The 13,385-nt window shown below is 57.9% G+C and carries 13 protein-coding genes; 7 read left to right on the top strand and 6 right to left on the bottom strand.

Annotated features, from left to right (window positions below):
* Positions 1–79 precede the first annotated feature (79 nt).
* Positions 80–1,792, bottom strand: coding sequence for a hypothetical protein (locus tag D1823_RS07815; protein WP_117869384.1), 1,713 nt, complete (start codon positions 1,790–1,792; stop codon positions 80–82).
* Positions 1,793–1,915: 123 nt separating this feature from the next.
* Between D1823_RS07815 and D1823_RS07810 the strand changes: the two genes are divergently transcribed.
* Positions 1,916–2,623, top strand: a complete 708-nt coding sequence (locus D1823_RS07810; RefSeq protein WP_117869383.1) for a thiamine diphosphokinase — start codon at positions 1,916–1,918, stop codon at positions 2,621–2,623.
* Here the strand turns inward: D1823_RS07810 and D1823_RS07805 are convergent.
* From D1823_RS07805 to D1823_RS07790, 4 genes are read right to left on the bottom strand one after another with little or no spacing between them, the layout of a single operon-like run.
* Complete coding sequence (locus D1823_RS07805) at positions 2,568–3,482, bottom strand: DMT family transporter (RefSeq protein ID WP_117869382.1); 915 nt, start codon at positions 3,480–3,482, stop codon at positions 2,568–2,570. The genes D1823_RS07810 and D1823_RS07805 overlap by 56 nt on opposite strands.
* Before the next feature lie 45 nt (positions 3,483–3,527).
* Positions 3,528–3,944, bottom strand: a complete 417-nt coding sequence (locus D1823_RS07800) for a GFA family protein (protein ID WP_117869381.1) — start codon at positions 3,942–3,944, stop codon at positions 3,528–3,530.
* Between the two features lie 23 nt (positions 3,945–3,967).
* Positions 3,968–5,341, bottom strand: coding sequence for an L-serine ammonia-lyase (locus D1823_RS07795; RefSeq protein WP_117869380.1), 1,374 nt, complete (start codon positions 5,339–5,341; stop codon positions 3,968–3,970).
* A 1-nt stretch (position 5,342) separates the two neighbouring features.
* Positions 5,343–6,044, bottom strand: a complete 702-nt coding sequence (locus D1823_RS07790; RefSeq protein ID WP_117869379.1) for a glutathione S-transferase family protein — start codon at positions 6,042–6,044, stop codon at positions 5,343–5,345.
* A 167-nt stretch (positions 6,045–6,211) separates the two neighbouring features.
* On the opposite strand from D1823_RS07790, the gene rpiA reads away from it, so the two are divergent.
* The 6 genes from rpiA (at position 6,212) to D1823_RS07760 (ending at position 12,414) form a co-directional block, all read left to right on the top strand.
* Complete coding sequence (gene rpiA / locus D1823_RS07785) at positions 6,212–7,000, top strand: ribose-5-phosphate isomerase RpiA (RefSeq protein WP_117869378.1); 789 nt, start codon at positions 6,212–6,214, stop codon at positions 6,998–7,000.
* 125 nt (positions 7,001–7,125) lie between these two features.
* A complete protein-coding gene (gor, locus tag D1823_RS07780) occupies positions 7,126–8,484 on the top strand; it encodes a glutathione-disulfide reductase (protein WP_117869377.1) in 1,359 nt (452 codons plus the stop codon).
* Between the two features lie 72 nt (positions 8,485–8,556).
* Positions 8,557–9,699, top strand: a complete 1,143-nt coding sequence (gene hflK, locus D1823_RS07775) for an FtsH protease activity modulator HflK (RefSeq protein WP_117869376.1) — start codon at positions 8,557–8,559, stop codon at positions 9,697–9,699.
* Positions 9,699–10,595, top strand: a complete 897-nt coding sequence (hflC, locus tag D1823_RS07770) for a protease modulator HflC (protein ID WP_117869375.1) — start codon at positions 9,699–9,701, stop codon at positions 10,593–10,595. The genes hflK and hflC overlap by 1 nt, the downstream gene beginning before the upstream one ends.
* Positions 10,595–10,789, top strand: coding sequence for a DUF2065 domain-containing protein (locus tag D1823_RS07765; protein WP_117869374.1), 195 nt, complete (start codon positions 10,595–10,597; stop codon positions 10,787–10,789). Before hflC ends, D1823_RS07765 begins: the two co-directional genes overlap by 1 nt.
* A 110-nt stretch (positions 10,790–10,899) precedes the next feature.
* Positions 10,900–12,414 carry a Do family serine endopeptidase gene (locus tag D1823_RS07760; protein ID WP_117869373.1) on the top strand — a complete coding sequence of 505 codons (1,515 nt, stop codon included), beginning with the start codon at positions 10,900–10,902 and terminating at the stop codon, positions 12,412–12,414.
* 226 nt (positions 12,415–12,640) lie between these two features.
* Here D1823_RS07760 and D1823_RS07755 read toward each other — a convergent pair whose 3' ends face one another.
* Positions 12,641–13,309: a Crp/Fnr family transcriptional regulator gene (locus D1823_RS07755; RefSeq protein ID WP_117872793.1), complete on the bottom strand. Its 669-nt coding sequence runs from the start codon at positions 13,307–13,309 to the stop codon at positions 12,641–12,643.
* Positions 13,310–13,385: the final 76 nt, after the last annotated feature.

Genomic DNA, 13,385 nt, shown 5'->3' with positions numbered 1-13,385 from the left:
AGTTTCGGTATTTTTGGTTGTCGTCAAAAGAAAAAGGGCCGGTGGGGCAGCCGGCCCTGTTTGTCAACTGGTATGGCAGTTAGCCTACTGCGCGCTTATCATCAGGGCGGAAACCGATCAGGTTGGACGCAGCAAAACGGCCACCACCGGCTTTCTCGATTTTTCCGTCGCGCAACAGCTGTCCGAACGAACGCAGGCTTTCTTCGCGATTGAACTCATCCTGCTTCAAAGAGCGGACCTTGTTCATCAGTTGCGGGCGCGAGAATTGCTGCTGTCCTTCGATAAAGGACAGGTAGGCCGCAGCTGCTTCCAGCAGATCCTGAAGCGACTGTGCGCCCTGATCCTGTGCGAATTGCGCAAAACCGCCTTCTTCCGACTCGGTTTCTTCTGTCTGAGTGGTGACGCGGCGCGGCATGACGGGGCCATTGGATTCGCTTTGATCGTCCACGCGCTGCTCGGCAACCAGCTTCAACGGGGCCGGAGTATCTGCTTCAGGGCGTATACTGGTCACGTTTACCTCGGGGCGGCGCGGGCTGACCGCTGACGCGAGGTCAACGCGGTACTCATCGACAGGCGAGGCGTCCGGAGTCGTTTGGTCATCACGGTCGGCCTCGGTTGCGGCAACGGCAGTACGAAGATGCGAATAAGTTTCTCGCGCGTCGCTGCTGGAGGGATCCTCCATGTGTTCACCGGTTTTGGCCATCAGTCGCGAGATATCCTGATCAGGATCGGCGTCATCAGTCAGTTTCTGGCTGGAACGACCTGCCATGTCTTTTTCGATTTCCGAAATCTCAGACAACAGTCGATATTCGTCCTCTTCCGACAATACACCCTGCACACCCTGCGCCTGATTGTCCTGCGGCTCTTCACCTGGTTCTTCTTCGGACTCGATCGCCACGTCTTCAACGTTGAGGATGTTTGGAACATCTTCTTCGTCGAATTCCTCTTCGCTATCGTCTTCAAGATCCGAGAACAGGGGCTCTGCAGGAAGCTGTGCGGTTTCCGTTGTTTCTTCGAAATTCTCGTCCTGCAGGTGCTCGGGGGTCAGTGGCACTTGCTGTTCGGAAACGTTCTCGATACCCGATTCTGCGGTTTCGATGTCCTGCTTTTCAGCTGTTGCGGGCGCTTCATCGGCCTGTACGTCTTCTACATCGAGCGCTTGCAGATCCTCGATTTCCGCGGCCTCGGGCTCGGCAGGTTCTTCAAAGTCTTCCGAACTGAGAGCACCGGCTTCGAAAGCAGCTGCTACGGCGTCCACCGGCGGGGCGGTGTTGGCCAGCAACGAAGACTCCTCGTCTTCGGAATAGGCAGTAGGGGGGACGTCCGAATGGGAAACAACGGCTCGGATACGCTGCAGTTTCGCTGCGATGCTGTCGGCTGCCGGAGAAGGGGTGTCTTCGACGGTTTCCGCGTCCGCGAAAGAGGTCTGTGCCGGGCTTGGTTGAGTATATTCGGGACCGGGGGTTTTCATGATATCAATATCAGCCGTGTGCGGGGCCGGTGCGTCAGAAGCGATCGGTGCCGGGGCTTCGGTGCCTGATGAAGCACGCAGCAAAAGCCCGGATTCGTTTTGACTGGCTTCAACGCGTTGCGATGCATCGCGGCGTGCAATGCGGGTCAGCATTTCGGCGTCTGGTTGCGGAGGCTCCGAGCCGAAGTAACGATCATCCGCAGCGAGATCGCGGAAATATTCGGCAATGGCCTTCATCGTTTCAAAGGAATCGTCGAATCCTTCCAAAGTGCAGGAGAAGGTTCCATATGAAACGGTTAATACCTTGTTATTCTGTACCATCAGACGCACGTCCTTTACAAACTACAAGAGCCCACTTACCCGGAATCGGGAGCACACGGAGGCTCTGAACTTTATGCATGAACCTATCATTTTGTGGTCTTAATGTGTCCAAATCCGGGAAAAATGGCCAATCTTAGGAAAAATGAACCAATTGTACGCTCTGCTGATCCAATCGGGTTGTTTGGGGGCGGTTATGTTGGTTTCGACGACCTGAATTTGGTGCTGAACCGCGTCACTTCAGTCGTTGCAGCGGATGGTGGGGCGGCAGTTCTGACAGAATCAGGTCGGATTCCGGACGCGGTCATCGGGGATTTCGATTCGCTGGACAACGCGTCGAAAGCGAAAATCCCGTCTGACCGGCTTTTTGCCATTCGCGAGCAGGACAGCACCGATTTCGACAAGGCCTTGCGCAATGTGCAGGCTCCGCTGGTTTTGGGGGCCGGTTTTCTTGGCGGACGACTTGATCATCAGCTTGCAGTTCTGAGCATACTTGTCAGACGTCAGGACCAGGCTTGCATTTTGTTGGGCGAGCATGAGGTGGTTTTTCACGCACCTCCCCGAATCCGGCTGCCGGTTGCGCCCGGAGATGTGGTTTCCCTCTTTCCAATGCGCCCGGTGACGGGGCGCAGCACCGGGCTGGAATGGCCCATCGACGGCCTGCGGTTTCATCCGGACGGGCAGGTGGGTACTTCCAATCGCGCGCTTTCGGATGTTGAATTGCAGATGGATGGACCAGGCCTTTTGGTCATGGCTCCCCGCACTGCACTCGATCCGCTCATGCAGGTGTTTCTGTCGGGACAGTGCGAGCGGTGGCCCGTTCGCGAAGAATAACGTACAAACCGGCGGCGACTGTGATCATGATGCCAACCGCTGCCGGCCCGTCCGGCAGGTCGCTGAAAATTACCCAGCCAATCAGGGTTGCCACCGGGATTTCCAGGTATTGCATCGGGGCCAGCGTGGCCGAAGGTGCATAGCGCAGTGACCATGTCATCAGCAGATGCGCGACGGTCCCCAGAACTCCAATCGCGATCAGCAACCAATACATGTCGGGGGCGGGCAAGGCGGCTGACAGGTCCCAGATACCAAGCGGTGTTCCGATCACAAGGACAGGAACCAGCACCACAGTTGCTAGGACGCCAGACACCGCCTGCAAGGAAATCGGATCAGTTTCCTTGGCGATCTGGCGCGTGACCAGCATGAACAACGCAAAAACCACGGCAACGATCAAAGGCAGCAGAGCAGGTGCGCCGACCTCGGAAAAGCTGGGCTGGATGACCAGAAGTGTGCCGATGAAACCGACGATGCAAGCCACAAGGCGCCGCGCGCCGACCTCTTCGCCCAGAACGTATCTGCCCAGCAGCAACATGATGAAAGGCATGACAAAGGCAATGGCGATGGCGTCAGCCAAAGGCAGGAACTGCAGCGCGCTGAACATCGCAGTTATGCCGATGATGTGCAGCAGCGTGCGGATGACTGTCAGGCGCAGAATCCGCCCGCGCATCCGCCAGGGCCGACCCGTCATCACCACAAGGGGGATGAGAATCAACGCTTGCACCGCGAAGCGGACAGCAACCAGCAGACCTAACGGAGTCGTCTCACCCAACAGCTTTGCCATCGCATCTCCCAAGGGTGCGAGCACGCAAAAACCTAACATCAAAAAGATGCCGAAGACGGGACGATCCTGAGTCATGAGCGCGACGCTATCTGCTTCGCGGCGCAGTGGAAAGGTCGAATGTCAGGCGTCCGGCAGGGGTTGAATTTTTGTGTAATCCGGCCCGGTGCAGGTGGGCAGACCGTCAGCCAGGTGCAGCCAGCTCAGCTTTTCCTCATGAGACACGTGCAACGTGGGCTGTAACGCCTCTGGGGTCTCCAAAGTGGCTACATACAGGTGCATCACATCCGACATCTTGGCTGAACGGAATGAGATTGGGGTGCCGCAATGCGGGCAAAAACTGCGTTCGACACCGGGAGAAGAGTTGAAGCGTTTCGGCCCTTCTCCGATCCAGCGCCACTTTCCGTCACGAACTGCGAAATAGGTGGTCATCGGTGCAGCGCATTGGCGTCGGCAGCTGTCGCAATGACAGGTGACACAGGACAGGGCAGGGGGGTCAATCTCGTACTTGATGCTGCCGCACAGGCAATGTCCACGCATATCAACCCTCTCTTATTGCGGTCTCAGCAGTTTGGCACGTTCACGGCCAACCCGCCAAGTGAGGTTTCTTTGTACCTTTCGTGCATGTCATGACCGGTCTGACGCATGGTTTCGATCACTGCGTCCAGCGGCACGAAATGCTCACCGTCGCCGCGCAGGGCCAGCGATGCAGCAGACACCGCCTTGATGGCACCTAGTCCGTTCCGCTCGATACAGGGCACCTGAACCAGACCGGCGACGGGATCGCAGGTCATGCCCAGATGATGCTCCAATGCAATCTCGGCGGCGTTTTCAACCTGCTCGGGTGTGCCGCCCATAACGGCGCAAAGCCCGGCTGCCGCCATGGCTGATGCGCTGCCAACCTCGGCCTGACACCCCGCTTCGGCCCCCGAGATGGACGCATTGTATTTGACCAGCCCTCCAATCGCGGCCGCGGTCAGAAAGAAGTCTTCGATATGGCTCTCCGAGGCACCGGGAACGTGGTCCAGGTAATAGCGCAACACCGCAGGAAGAACGCCTGCCGCCCCGTTGGTCGGTGCTGTGACGACTTGCCCACCGGCGGCGTTTTCTTCGTTGACCGCCATGGCGTAGACGCTCATCCAGTCGTTGATCGTGTGCGGCGCGGTCAGGTTCATGCCGCGTTCGGCCATCAGCGCGTCATAGATACCCTTTGCCCTGCGGCGCACCTTCAGCCCGCCCGGCAGGATGCCGTCAGTCGTCAAACCGCGTTCGATACAGGCATTCATGACGTCCCACAGGCGGGCAGAGCCTTTGGCAAAACTGTCAGCACAGCCGCGCGCTATCTCATTGGCGCGCTTCATCTCGGCGATGCTGTTTCCACTGGATTTGGCCATATCCAGCATCTCCGCGGCAGACTTGAACGGGAACGGTACAGGCGCGCCTTCGTCGGTTGCTTTGCCCTCGGCCAGCTCTTCTTCGGTCAGGACAAAACCGCCACCGATGGAATAGAACACCTGACGCAGGATCACGTCCCCCTGCGCGTCTGTGGCCATCAGGATCATCCCGTTGGCGTGCCCCGGCAGGTTGGTGTCATAGTCGAAAACCAGGTCAGCTTTTGGGTCGAATTGAAGTGTCGGCAGGCCTTCGGGGGTAACTGTGTGTGTCTTGGCGATGTCCGCCAATACGGCCTCGGCCTTGCCGTTGTCGTAGGTGTCCGGAACAAAGCCGGCCAATCCCAGAATGGTCGCCCGGTCGGTTGCATGGCCAACGCCGGTAAAGGCGAGCGAGCCATGCAGCGAGCCCTTCAGACCTGCAAATTCAAATGGTGATGCACGCATCATGTCCAGAAAGCGAGCCGCCGCCACCATGGGGCCCATGGTGTGCGAGGAGGACGGGCCGATGCCCACTTTGAACATATCGAAGACAGAGAGGAACATGTCAGGTAGCTGAGCCTTCTAAGGGGGTAGCGTAAATAGGAGAGGTGTACGGTGTGGGTCCCAGACCCTCGGCCGCGATGGCTGCGAGGGTGGCAGGGCGCGTCTCAAGCTGTGCCAGGATGGTTTGCAGGGCCGGGGTGTCAGTCAGTTGATACCAACTGCGATCTGCCTTGGCCGGGTACAAGGCCATCCAGCGCATCATGCATGCGACGTAATAGGTCAGAACCGACGGACATTCTGCGCTGAACCAGATCGGCGCGTGTTTTGCCAGCGCGTCCAGCAGTTGCAGGTGTTGCTTTATACGGGGTCGGATACCTGCACGCAACGTATCGGCCCGTGGGGGATCGATGTATTTCTCGGCGTAAAACAGAATGCGCAGATCGGCGTGCAGGGTATTGGACGCAAAGAACAACCATTTCAAAAACTCGGCGCGTTCGGGGGCTTCTGCCGCCGGGGCCAGTTGACCGTGGCGCTCGGACAGCCACAGCAGGATTGCCGCCGTTTCAAAGATCGGCCCTTGCGGAGTTTCAAGCACAGGGATCAGCCCGTTGGGGTTCAACGCCCGATACGCTACGCTGTCTTGTTCGTTTCGACGGCGATCGACCAGCACGGTTTCATAGGGCGCACCCATTTCTTCCAGCACCAGCCGGACCACCAGCGAGGCGTTATCAGGGGCATAATGCAGGCGGTATCGGGTCATCATGCGGGCAATCTATATGACAAAGATTCCTGCGGAAGACATGATTGCGACGTTTCCGATAGGAAACGCGCAGTTTTGAGACATCTTTGAACTTGCCGGACCGCAAATTGTGGTCGCAGTTGTGTGGTGCATTCCCTATAACACCGGCAGGCCAAACTGGGAAAGCTGCCATGACCGGAGAATTGTCGCCCATCGACACCGCAAAATTTGTGGCTGCATGCCGTGCCGCCGAGATGGTCGAGGACGGTATGCGCGTGGGTCTTGGAACAGGGTCTACAGCGGCCTGGCTGGTCCGCCGTTTGGGTGAACGGGTGCAGGACGAAGGCCTGCGGATCAAAGGTGTTCCCACGTCCACCCGCACCGCGCAGCTGGCACGCCAAGTCGGGATCGAAGTCATTTCTCTGGATCAGGCCGGGTGGCTGGACATGACCATCGATGGCGCGGACGAATTCGATGGTGACCTGAACCTGATCAAGGGCGGTGGCGGCGCGCATTTGCAGGAAAAAATCGTTGCCACAGCCAGCGATCAGATGATCGTCATCGCCGATGCCGGGAAAGAGGTGGAAACGCTGGGTGCTTTTCCTTTGCCGGTCGAGGTTGTCCCCTTTGGCTGGCAAACCACACGGACACTGATCGAAGAAGCGCTGGATGCGATGGATGTGCTGGGAACCTCGGCGGCGCTGCGTATGAATGGAGAGGCCCCGTTCGTGACAGATGAAGGCAACCACATTCTTGACCTGCACCTACAGCGCATCGGCAATCCCCGTCAGATGGCCTTGATCCTCAATCAGGTTCCCGGCGTGGTGGAAAACGGCCTGTTTATCGATATCTGTGACAAGGTCGTCATCGGCCATGGAGACGGGCGGGTCGAACTGCGGGATATCAACGCGGGCACCCTTGAACTGGATCAGCTGTTGCGTGACTCTCGAGAAAACCTGTTTTCCGATCAAACGGACTGAGTTTCATGCAAGCTATTCGGACAAGCGTCGGTAAAAGGTCGAATAATCCGCGCCCGGGGGTTGGCACCGCGGTTTTCGCGCCCAGATATCCAGAGGAATTTGCAAGTTGAACGAAGGAAACCGGCATGAGCTTTGACTATGATCTTTTCGTCATCGGCGGAGGCTCGGGCGGGGTCCGAGCGGCACGTGTGGCGGCGGGTGAAACGGGTGCAAAGGTCGCGCTGGCTGAAGAAGACCGATATGGCGGCACCTGTGTGATCCGGGGCTGCGTGCCAAAGAAACTGATGGTCTTTGCCAGCGAATACTCGGGCATGGTTGAAGATGCAAAAGCCTATGGTTGGGACGTTCAGCCCGGCGCGTTTGACTGGGATACGTTTCACGGCAAACTCGTTGCCGAACTGGACCGGCTGGAAGGAATTTATCGCAGCATCCTGAAAAACAACGGCGTTGAAAGCTTTGATCAGCGCGCGCGCCTGGTGGATGCGCACACGGTCGAGCTGACTGATGGCAGCCGGAAAACCGCCAAACACATCCTGATTGCAACAGGCGGTCGCCCGGTTGTGCCAGAGTTCCCGGGATCGGATCTTGCGATCACGTCGAACGAGATTTTCCATCTGGACAAGCTGCCAAAGAGTATTCTGATCGTCGGTGGTGGCTATATCGCCAGCGAATTCGCCGGGATCATGAACGGTCTTGGCGTCGAGACCACGCAATTCTACCGCGGTGCACAAATCCTGCGTGGTTTTGATGAAGAAGCGCGCGGGCTGATCTGCGAAGAAATGCGTCAGAACGGTATCGACGTTCGTCTGGGCACCAATGTGCTGGAAATGACTAGGGATGGTGAACAGATCCGCGTCAAGGCAACTGACGGCACCGAGGATCGTTTTGACGTGGTCATGTACGCCACAGGCCGTGCGCCGAATGCCGACAATCTCGGGCTGGAAGATCTGGGCGTCGAGCGTGGTCGCAAGGGTGAGATCGTCGTGGATGAATACAGCCAGACCGCTGTTCCGTCGATCTATGCCATTGGCGATGTGACCGACCGGGTCAACCTGACACCCGTGGCTATTCGTGAAGGGATGGCTTTTGTAGAAACTGTTTTCAAAGGCAACCCGACACCTGTAGATCACGAGCTGATCCCAACCGCCATTTTCACGCAACCCGAATTCGGCACAGTAGGCCTGAGCGAGGAGGAAGCCTCGGCACAGGAACCGATTGAGGTCTATGCGACGTCGTTCAAGCCGATGCAGAAGGCGTTTGCCGGTGGAACGCAGCGGGTTTTGATGAAACTGATCGTTTCTCAGGCTACCCGCAAAGTACTAGGCTGCCACATTGTGGCTCCGGGTGCCGGTGAGATGATCCAGCTGGCCGGAGTTGCCGTAAAGATGGGCGCGACAAAGGAAGATTTCGATCGCACGGTTGCAGTTCATCCGGTGATGGCCGAAGAACTGGTGACAATGCGGCAACCTGTACGCACGGCTTGATTTGCAAGCGCGCGCACACACGTTACAAGGGAACCCGTGATCACACGGTCCAATACAAGGGAAAAGATACATATGGCGGGCAACAGCGGCGGCCCCTGGGGGGGCGGAGGCTCATCCGGTGGCGGAGGAAATCGGGGTAACAACGGGGACGGGCGCAAGCCGCCCGAAGGCGACGGCCCGCAGATCCCCGAGATCGACGAGCTGATGAAAAAAGGCCAGGAGCAGCTTCGCGTCCTTATGGGCGGTCGCGGCGGCGGTGGTCGTGGTGGCAGCGGTGGTCAGGGCGGCGGTGGCCCGGCCTTTACAAAGGGCACAATTGCGATCGGTCTGGTGGCGGCTGCAGTTTTGTGGGGCCTTGCAAGTTTTTACACCGTCAAACCCGAAGAACAGTCAGTCGAACTGTTTCTGGGCGAGTTTTCGGCTGTTGGAAATCCGGGTCTGAACTTTGCGCCATGGCCGTTTGTCACCGCCGAAGTCATTCCGGTTACCCGCGAACAAAACGAAGACATGGGCGGAGCACGCGGCAGTGACGATGGCCTGATGTTGACCGGTGACGAGAACGTGGTCGACATTGACTACCAGGTCGTCTGGAACATCAATGACCCGGCCAAGTTCTTGTTCAACCTGCGCGATCCGCGACAGACAATCCGTGCTGTATCGGAATCGGCCATGCGCGAGATTATTGCGCAAAGTGAGCTTGCTCCGATTCTGAACAGGGATCGCGGTGTCATCGCCGACCGCCTTCAGGAGCTGATTCAGTCCACGATGGACAGTTACGATTCCGGCGTGAATATTGTCCGCGTTAACTTTGACAAGGCCGACCCGCCGCAGGACGTGATTGCCGCGTTCCGCGATGTTCAGGCTGCTGCGCAGGAGCGTGACCGTCTGCAAAACGTGGCCGACGCCTATGCCAATCGGGTTCTTGCCGAGGCGCGCGGTGAAGCTGCGCAGATTCTTGAAGAGGCCGAAGGGTACCGTGCTCAACAGATCAACAGTGCTCAGGGTGAGGCCAGTCGCTTTAGCGCGGTTCTGGAAGAGTATTCCAAGGCACCGGACGTGACACGCAAGCGTTTGTATCTGGAACGGATGGAACAGATTTTGGGTGACGTCGATAAGATCATTCTAGACCCGAGCTCGAGTGGGCAAGGGCAGGGCGTTGTGCCCTATCTGCCGCTCAACGAGCTGCGCCGAAGCCCTGCAGGGGAGAGCAACTGATGCGTAAGACGACATTTATATTGCCGATCGTTTTTATCGCGATAGTCGGCGTGCTGTCCTCGATCTTCATCGTGGACGAGCGCGAGCGTGCTCTGGTTCTGCAATTTGGCCGCGTTGTCGCTGTGAAGGAAGAGCCAGGTCTGGCGTTCAAAATTCCGCTGATTCAGGAAGTGGTGCGCTATGACGACCGCATCTTGTCCATCGACGTGCAGCCGCTGGAGGTCACACCTCTGGATGATCGTCGCCTCGTGGTTGACGCTTTTGCCCGTTACCGGATTTCGGATCTGAACCAGTTCCGCCAGGCGGTTGGTGTTGGCGGTATCCCGGTTGCCGAAGATCGACTGGATCGCATTTTGCGCGCCGAAACCCGCGAAGTTCTGGGTTCGGTGTCCTCGCGCGATATCCTGAGTTCCGACCGCGCCGCGCTGATGCTGCGTATCCGCAACAGTGCTATTGCCGAGGCACGTGCACTGGGTGTCACCGTGATTGACGTACGCCTGAAAGCGACTGACCTGCCGCAAGCCAACCTTGAGGCAACGTTCGACCGGATGAAGGCCGAGCGGGAACGTGAAGCAACCGACGAACGCGCGCGTGGTAACGAGGCCGCGCAGCGGGTTCGTGCGCAGGCCGACCGAACTGTGGTTGAACTAGTGTCGGATGCGCGTCGTGAGGCTGAAATCACCCGCGGTGAGGCCGACGCCGAACGCAACGCGATCTTTGCTGAAGCCTACGGTGCCGATCCGGAGTTCTTTGAGTTTTACCGCTCACTGACAGCTTACGAGAATGCGCTGCAAGGCGGCAACAGCTCGCTGGTGTTGAGCCCGGATTCAGAGTTCTTCAATTACCTTGGATCTCCTACAGGGCGGCCTGTGCCAGCGGCTCCGGCTTCTGAATAATGGGCATGATCCTTCTGGCCTTTGGGCTGGTATTGATCGTCGAGGGGCTGGCCTATGCGCTGGCCCCTTCGCTTATCGAACGGATGCTTGAAGCCTTGCGGGACATGCCCGAGCAAGCCCGTCGTCTCGCCGGATTGTTGTGTGTGATCAGTGGGCTGATCCTGCTTTGGGGGGCGCAACAGCTGGGCTTTTGATGCGGCGGTTTCACTTGCCGGTGATTTCGTTGCGATCCCGAGTTGCTCGCCGGGTCAAACTGACTACATTGGTTGGTAAGAAAGGCCGTGTACACGCGGTTTTAGCGAGAATGTCGACAAGGAGAGCTCAAGTGCAGGCGAAAGCGCGCAGTGTATCCGTCCGGTGGGACGAAGTGAGTGTTTGGTTGCGGCTGATGTGGCTGGCTTTTGCCGGTTCACTGCTTTTGCTGGCCCAATCGGCCGCGGCTCAGGCCCGAGGCGAAAGCCTGGCGCCGCTGGCAGATAAAATCAGCCCGGCGGTGGTGAACATCACAACCAGCACCCTGATCGAGGGCCAGACTGGCCCGCAGGGCATAGTGCCCGAAGGGTCCCCGTTCGAGGATTTCTTCCGCGAATTTCAGGACCGCAACGGCGGAGATGACGACAACGCGCCGAGACGCAGTAATGCGTTGGGATCGGGGTTCGTGATCTCGGAAGATGGCTTTATCGTCACAAACAACCATGTGATTGCCGAAGCTGATGAAATCCTTGTGGAATTCTTCCCCGGCGATGGTCAGCCCAAGAAAGAGCTGGCGGCCAAAGTCATCGGAACTGATGAGAAAACCGATATCGCTCTGCTCAAGGTCGAGGCTTCGGGCCCGCTAAAATACGTGAAGTTCGGCGACAGCGACGTGGCGCGCGTCGGAGACTGGGTCATTGCGATGGGCAACCCTCTAGGGCAGGGGTTCTCGGTGTCTGCCGGGATTGTGTCGGCCCGTAACCGAGCGCTGAGTGGAACCTACGACGATTACATTCAAACGGATGCGGCGATCAACCGGGGCAACTCGGGCGGGCCCTTGTTCAACATGGACGGCGAAGTGATCGGTGTGAACACTGCAATCCTGTCACCCAATGGCGGTTCGATCGGCATAGGCTTCTCGATGGCGTCGAATGTCGTCGTGAAGGTTGTCGATCAACTGCGTGAATACGGCGAGACCCGTCGCGGTTGGCTAGGGGTCCGTATTCAGGACGTAACCGAAGACATGGCCGAGGCCATGGGGCTGGAAAAACCGGGCGGCGCGCTGATCAGCGATGTGCCGGACGGCCCCGCCAAGGAAGCCGGGTTGAAGGCGGGTGACGTGATCCTCAGCTTTGACGGCGTTGAGGTGGAAGACACGCGAGCTTTGGTACGTCAGGTTGGTGAAGCAGAAGTCGGCAAGTCCGTCAGAGTGATCGTGCATCGCGATGGCGGAACGCAGACCGTACTTGTGACGCTGGGACGCCGTGAGGATGCCGAACGCGCTGACAGTGGCGAGGAGGAACCGCAGGAAGCACCCGTTGACGAAAACGCGGATATTCTTGGCCTTACGATATCCCCCCTGACTGACACCCTGCGTGCAGATCTGGGACTGGATGCTGATGCAGACGGCCTTGTGATTACGGATGTCGATGAAGCATCTGAGGCCTATGCCAAGGGAATGCGGGCCGGTGATCTGATCACAGAAGCAGGCCAGCAAAAGGTGGAAACCATCGGAGATCTCGAAGCTCGTATGGAAGAATCGCGCGAAGCCGGTCGCAAATCTCTGCTGCTGTTGGTGCGCAGGGGCGGCGATCCGCGTTTTGTGGCGCTGAGCCTCGAGGACTAACGGAATAGGCCAGGAAAACCTCCCAGCCTTTTTCTTGGTCGCAGACCAAACCGGGCATCACCGATGCGCCACAAAAAAAATGAGCCATACGCAGATATTGCGTATGGCTCAGATACAGGGAGAGGTCAGTGGACAGATATCGGGGATGATTCTCTGACCTCCTACGGTAACAAACTCACCTTAGGTCAACGTGGGATCGATGTTCTGTGAACCAAATCACACCTGATCAAATAAGATCTGAATCAGCCAACTCTCGCAGGGCTTCAAAATCCTGGATCAGCAAACCCCCACGAGAAGCTTCGACCATGTTGTCGCGTTTCCAGGTTGAGATGGTTTTGGATACGGCTTCGCGCGTGGCTCCGACAAATTCGGCCAGCTCGCTCTGCGACAGGGTGATGCGCGCGGACGGGTCGTCCTGCAAACCCGACAGGTGCAGCAGCTTGCGAGCCAGTCGAATAGGCATGGGCAGAAAGACCTGTTCGTTCAATTGCGATCCCATCCATCGCATTCGCAATCCGGCCAGGCGGATCATATCTACTGCAAGATCAGGCTGTTGCCTTATCTGGTTCATAACGTCGTTGCGGCGTACGCGCAGTACACGTGACTGTTCGGCCGCCGCGATGGTCGCCGTCCGCGGTCCATTGTCGAACAATGCGATTTCACCAAAGACTTCGCCGGGGCGCATTAGGGTAAGCGTCAATTTGCGGCCGCTCATGGCCAGAAAGGAAACCTCTAACGTGCCTTCCAGAATGGCGTAGAGAGAGTCGCCCTCGTCGCCTTGTTCAAAAAGTATTTCACCTGGGGACAGAGAGATTTCGGTCGCCTGCGCCGAAAGCATTTTTCTGAGCCCGTCGGAAGCTTCGGCAAGGAAGCCGCTGGTGGGAAAGGCCGTCATGTATGCACCGATCTTGGGCAAAGTATGAGAGTGGGTGGTGGCACAACTTCCCATAGCTGAGCGCTCAAGCCAAGAA

The sequence above is a fragment of the Ruegeria sp. AD91A genome (assembly GCF_003443535.1).
GTDB lineage: Bacteria > Pseudomonadota > Alphaproteobacteria > Rhodobacterales > Rhodobacteraceae > Ruegeria.
This window is presented reverse-complemented; position numbering and strand designations above follow the sequence as displayed.

Bases quoted from the DNA above. Each gene is read 5' to 3' on its own strand.
- D1823_RS07815 (WP_117869384.1), bottom strand. From the start codon at position 1,792: ATGGTACAGAATAACAAGGTATTAACCGTTTCATATGGAACCTTCTCC.
- D1823_RS07810 (WP_117869383.1), top strand. From the start codon at position 1,916: ATGGCCAATCTTAGGAAAAATGAACCAATTGTACGCTCTGCTGATCCA.
- D1823_RS07805 (WP_117869382.1), bottom strand. From the start codon at position 3,482: ATGACTCAGGATCGTCCCGTCTTCGGCATCTTTTTGATGTTAGGTTTT.
- D1823_RS07800 (WP_117869381.1), bottom strand. From the start codon at position 3,944: ATGCGTGGACATTGCCTGTGCGGCAGCATCAAGTACGAGATTGACCCC.
- D1823_RS07795 (WP_117869380.1), bottom strand. From the start codon at position 5,341: ATGTTCCTCTCTGTCTTCGATATGTTCAAAGTGGGCATCGGCCCGTCC.
- D1823_RS07790 (WP_117869379.1), bottom strand. From the start codon at position 6,044: ATGATGACCCGATACCGCCTGCATTATGCCCCTGATAACGCCTCGCTG.
- rpiA (WP_117869378.1), top strand. From the start codon at position 6,212: ATGACCGGAGAATTGTCGCCCATCGACACCGCAAAATTTGTGGCTGCA.
- gor (WP_117869377.1), top strand. From the start codon at position 7,126: ATGAGCTTTGACTATGATCTTTTCGTCATCGGCGGAGGCTCGGGCGGG.
- hflK (WP_117869376.1), top strand. From the start codon at position 8,557: ATGGCGGGCAACAGCGGCGGCCCCTGGGGGGGCGGAGGCTCATCCGGT.
- hflC (WP_117869375.1), top strand. From the start codon at position 9,699: ATGCGTAAGACGACATTTATATTGCCGATCGTTTTTATCGCGATAGTC.
- D1823_RS07765 (WP_117869374.1), top strand. From the start codon at position 10,595: ATGGGCATGATCCTTCTGGCCTTTGGGCTGGTATTGATCGTCGAGGGG.
- D1823_RS07760 (WP_117869373.1), top strand. From the start codon at position 10,900: ATGTCGACAAGGAGAGCTCAAGTGCAGGCGAAAGCGCGCAGTGTATCC.
- D1823_RS07755 (WP_117872793.1), bottom strand. From the start codon at position 13,309: ATGACGGCCTTTCCCACCAGCGGCTTCCTTGCCGAAGCTTCCGACGGG.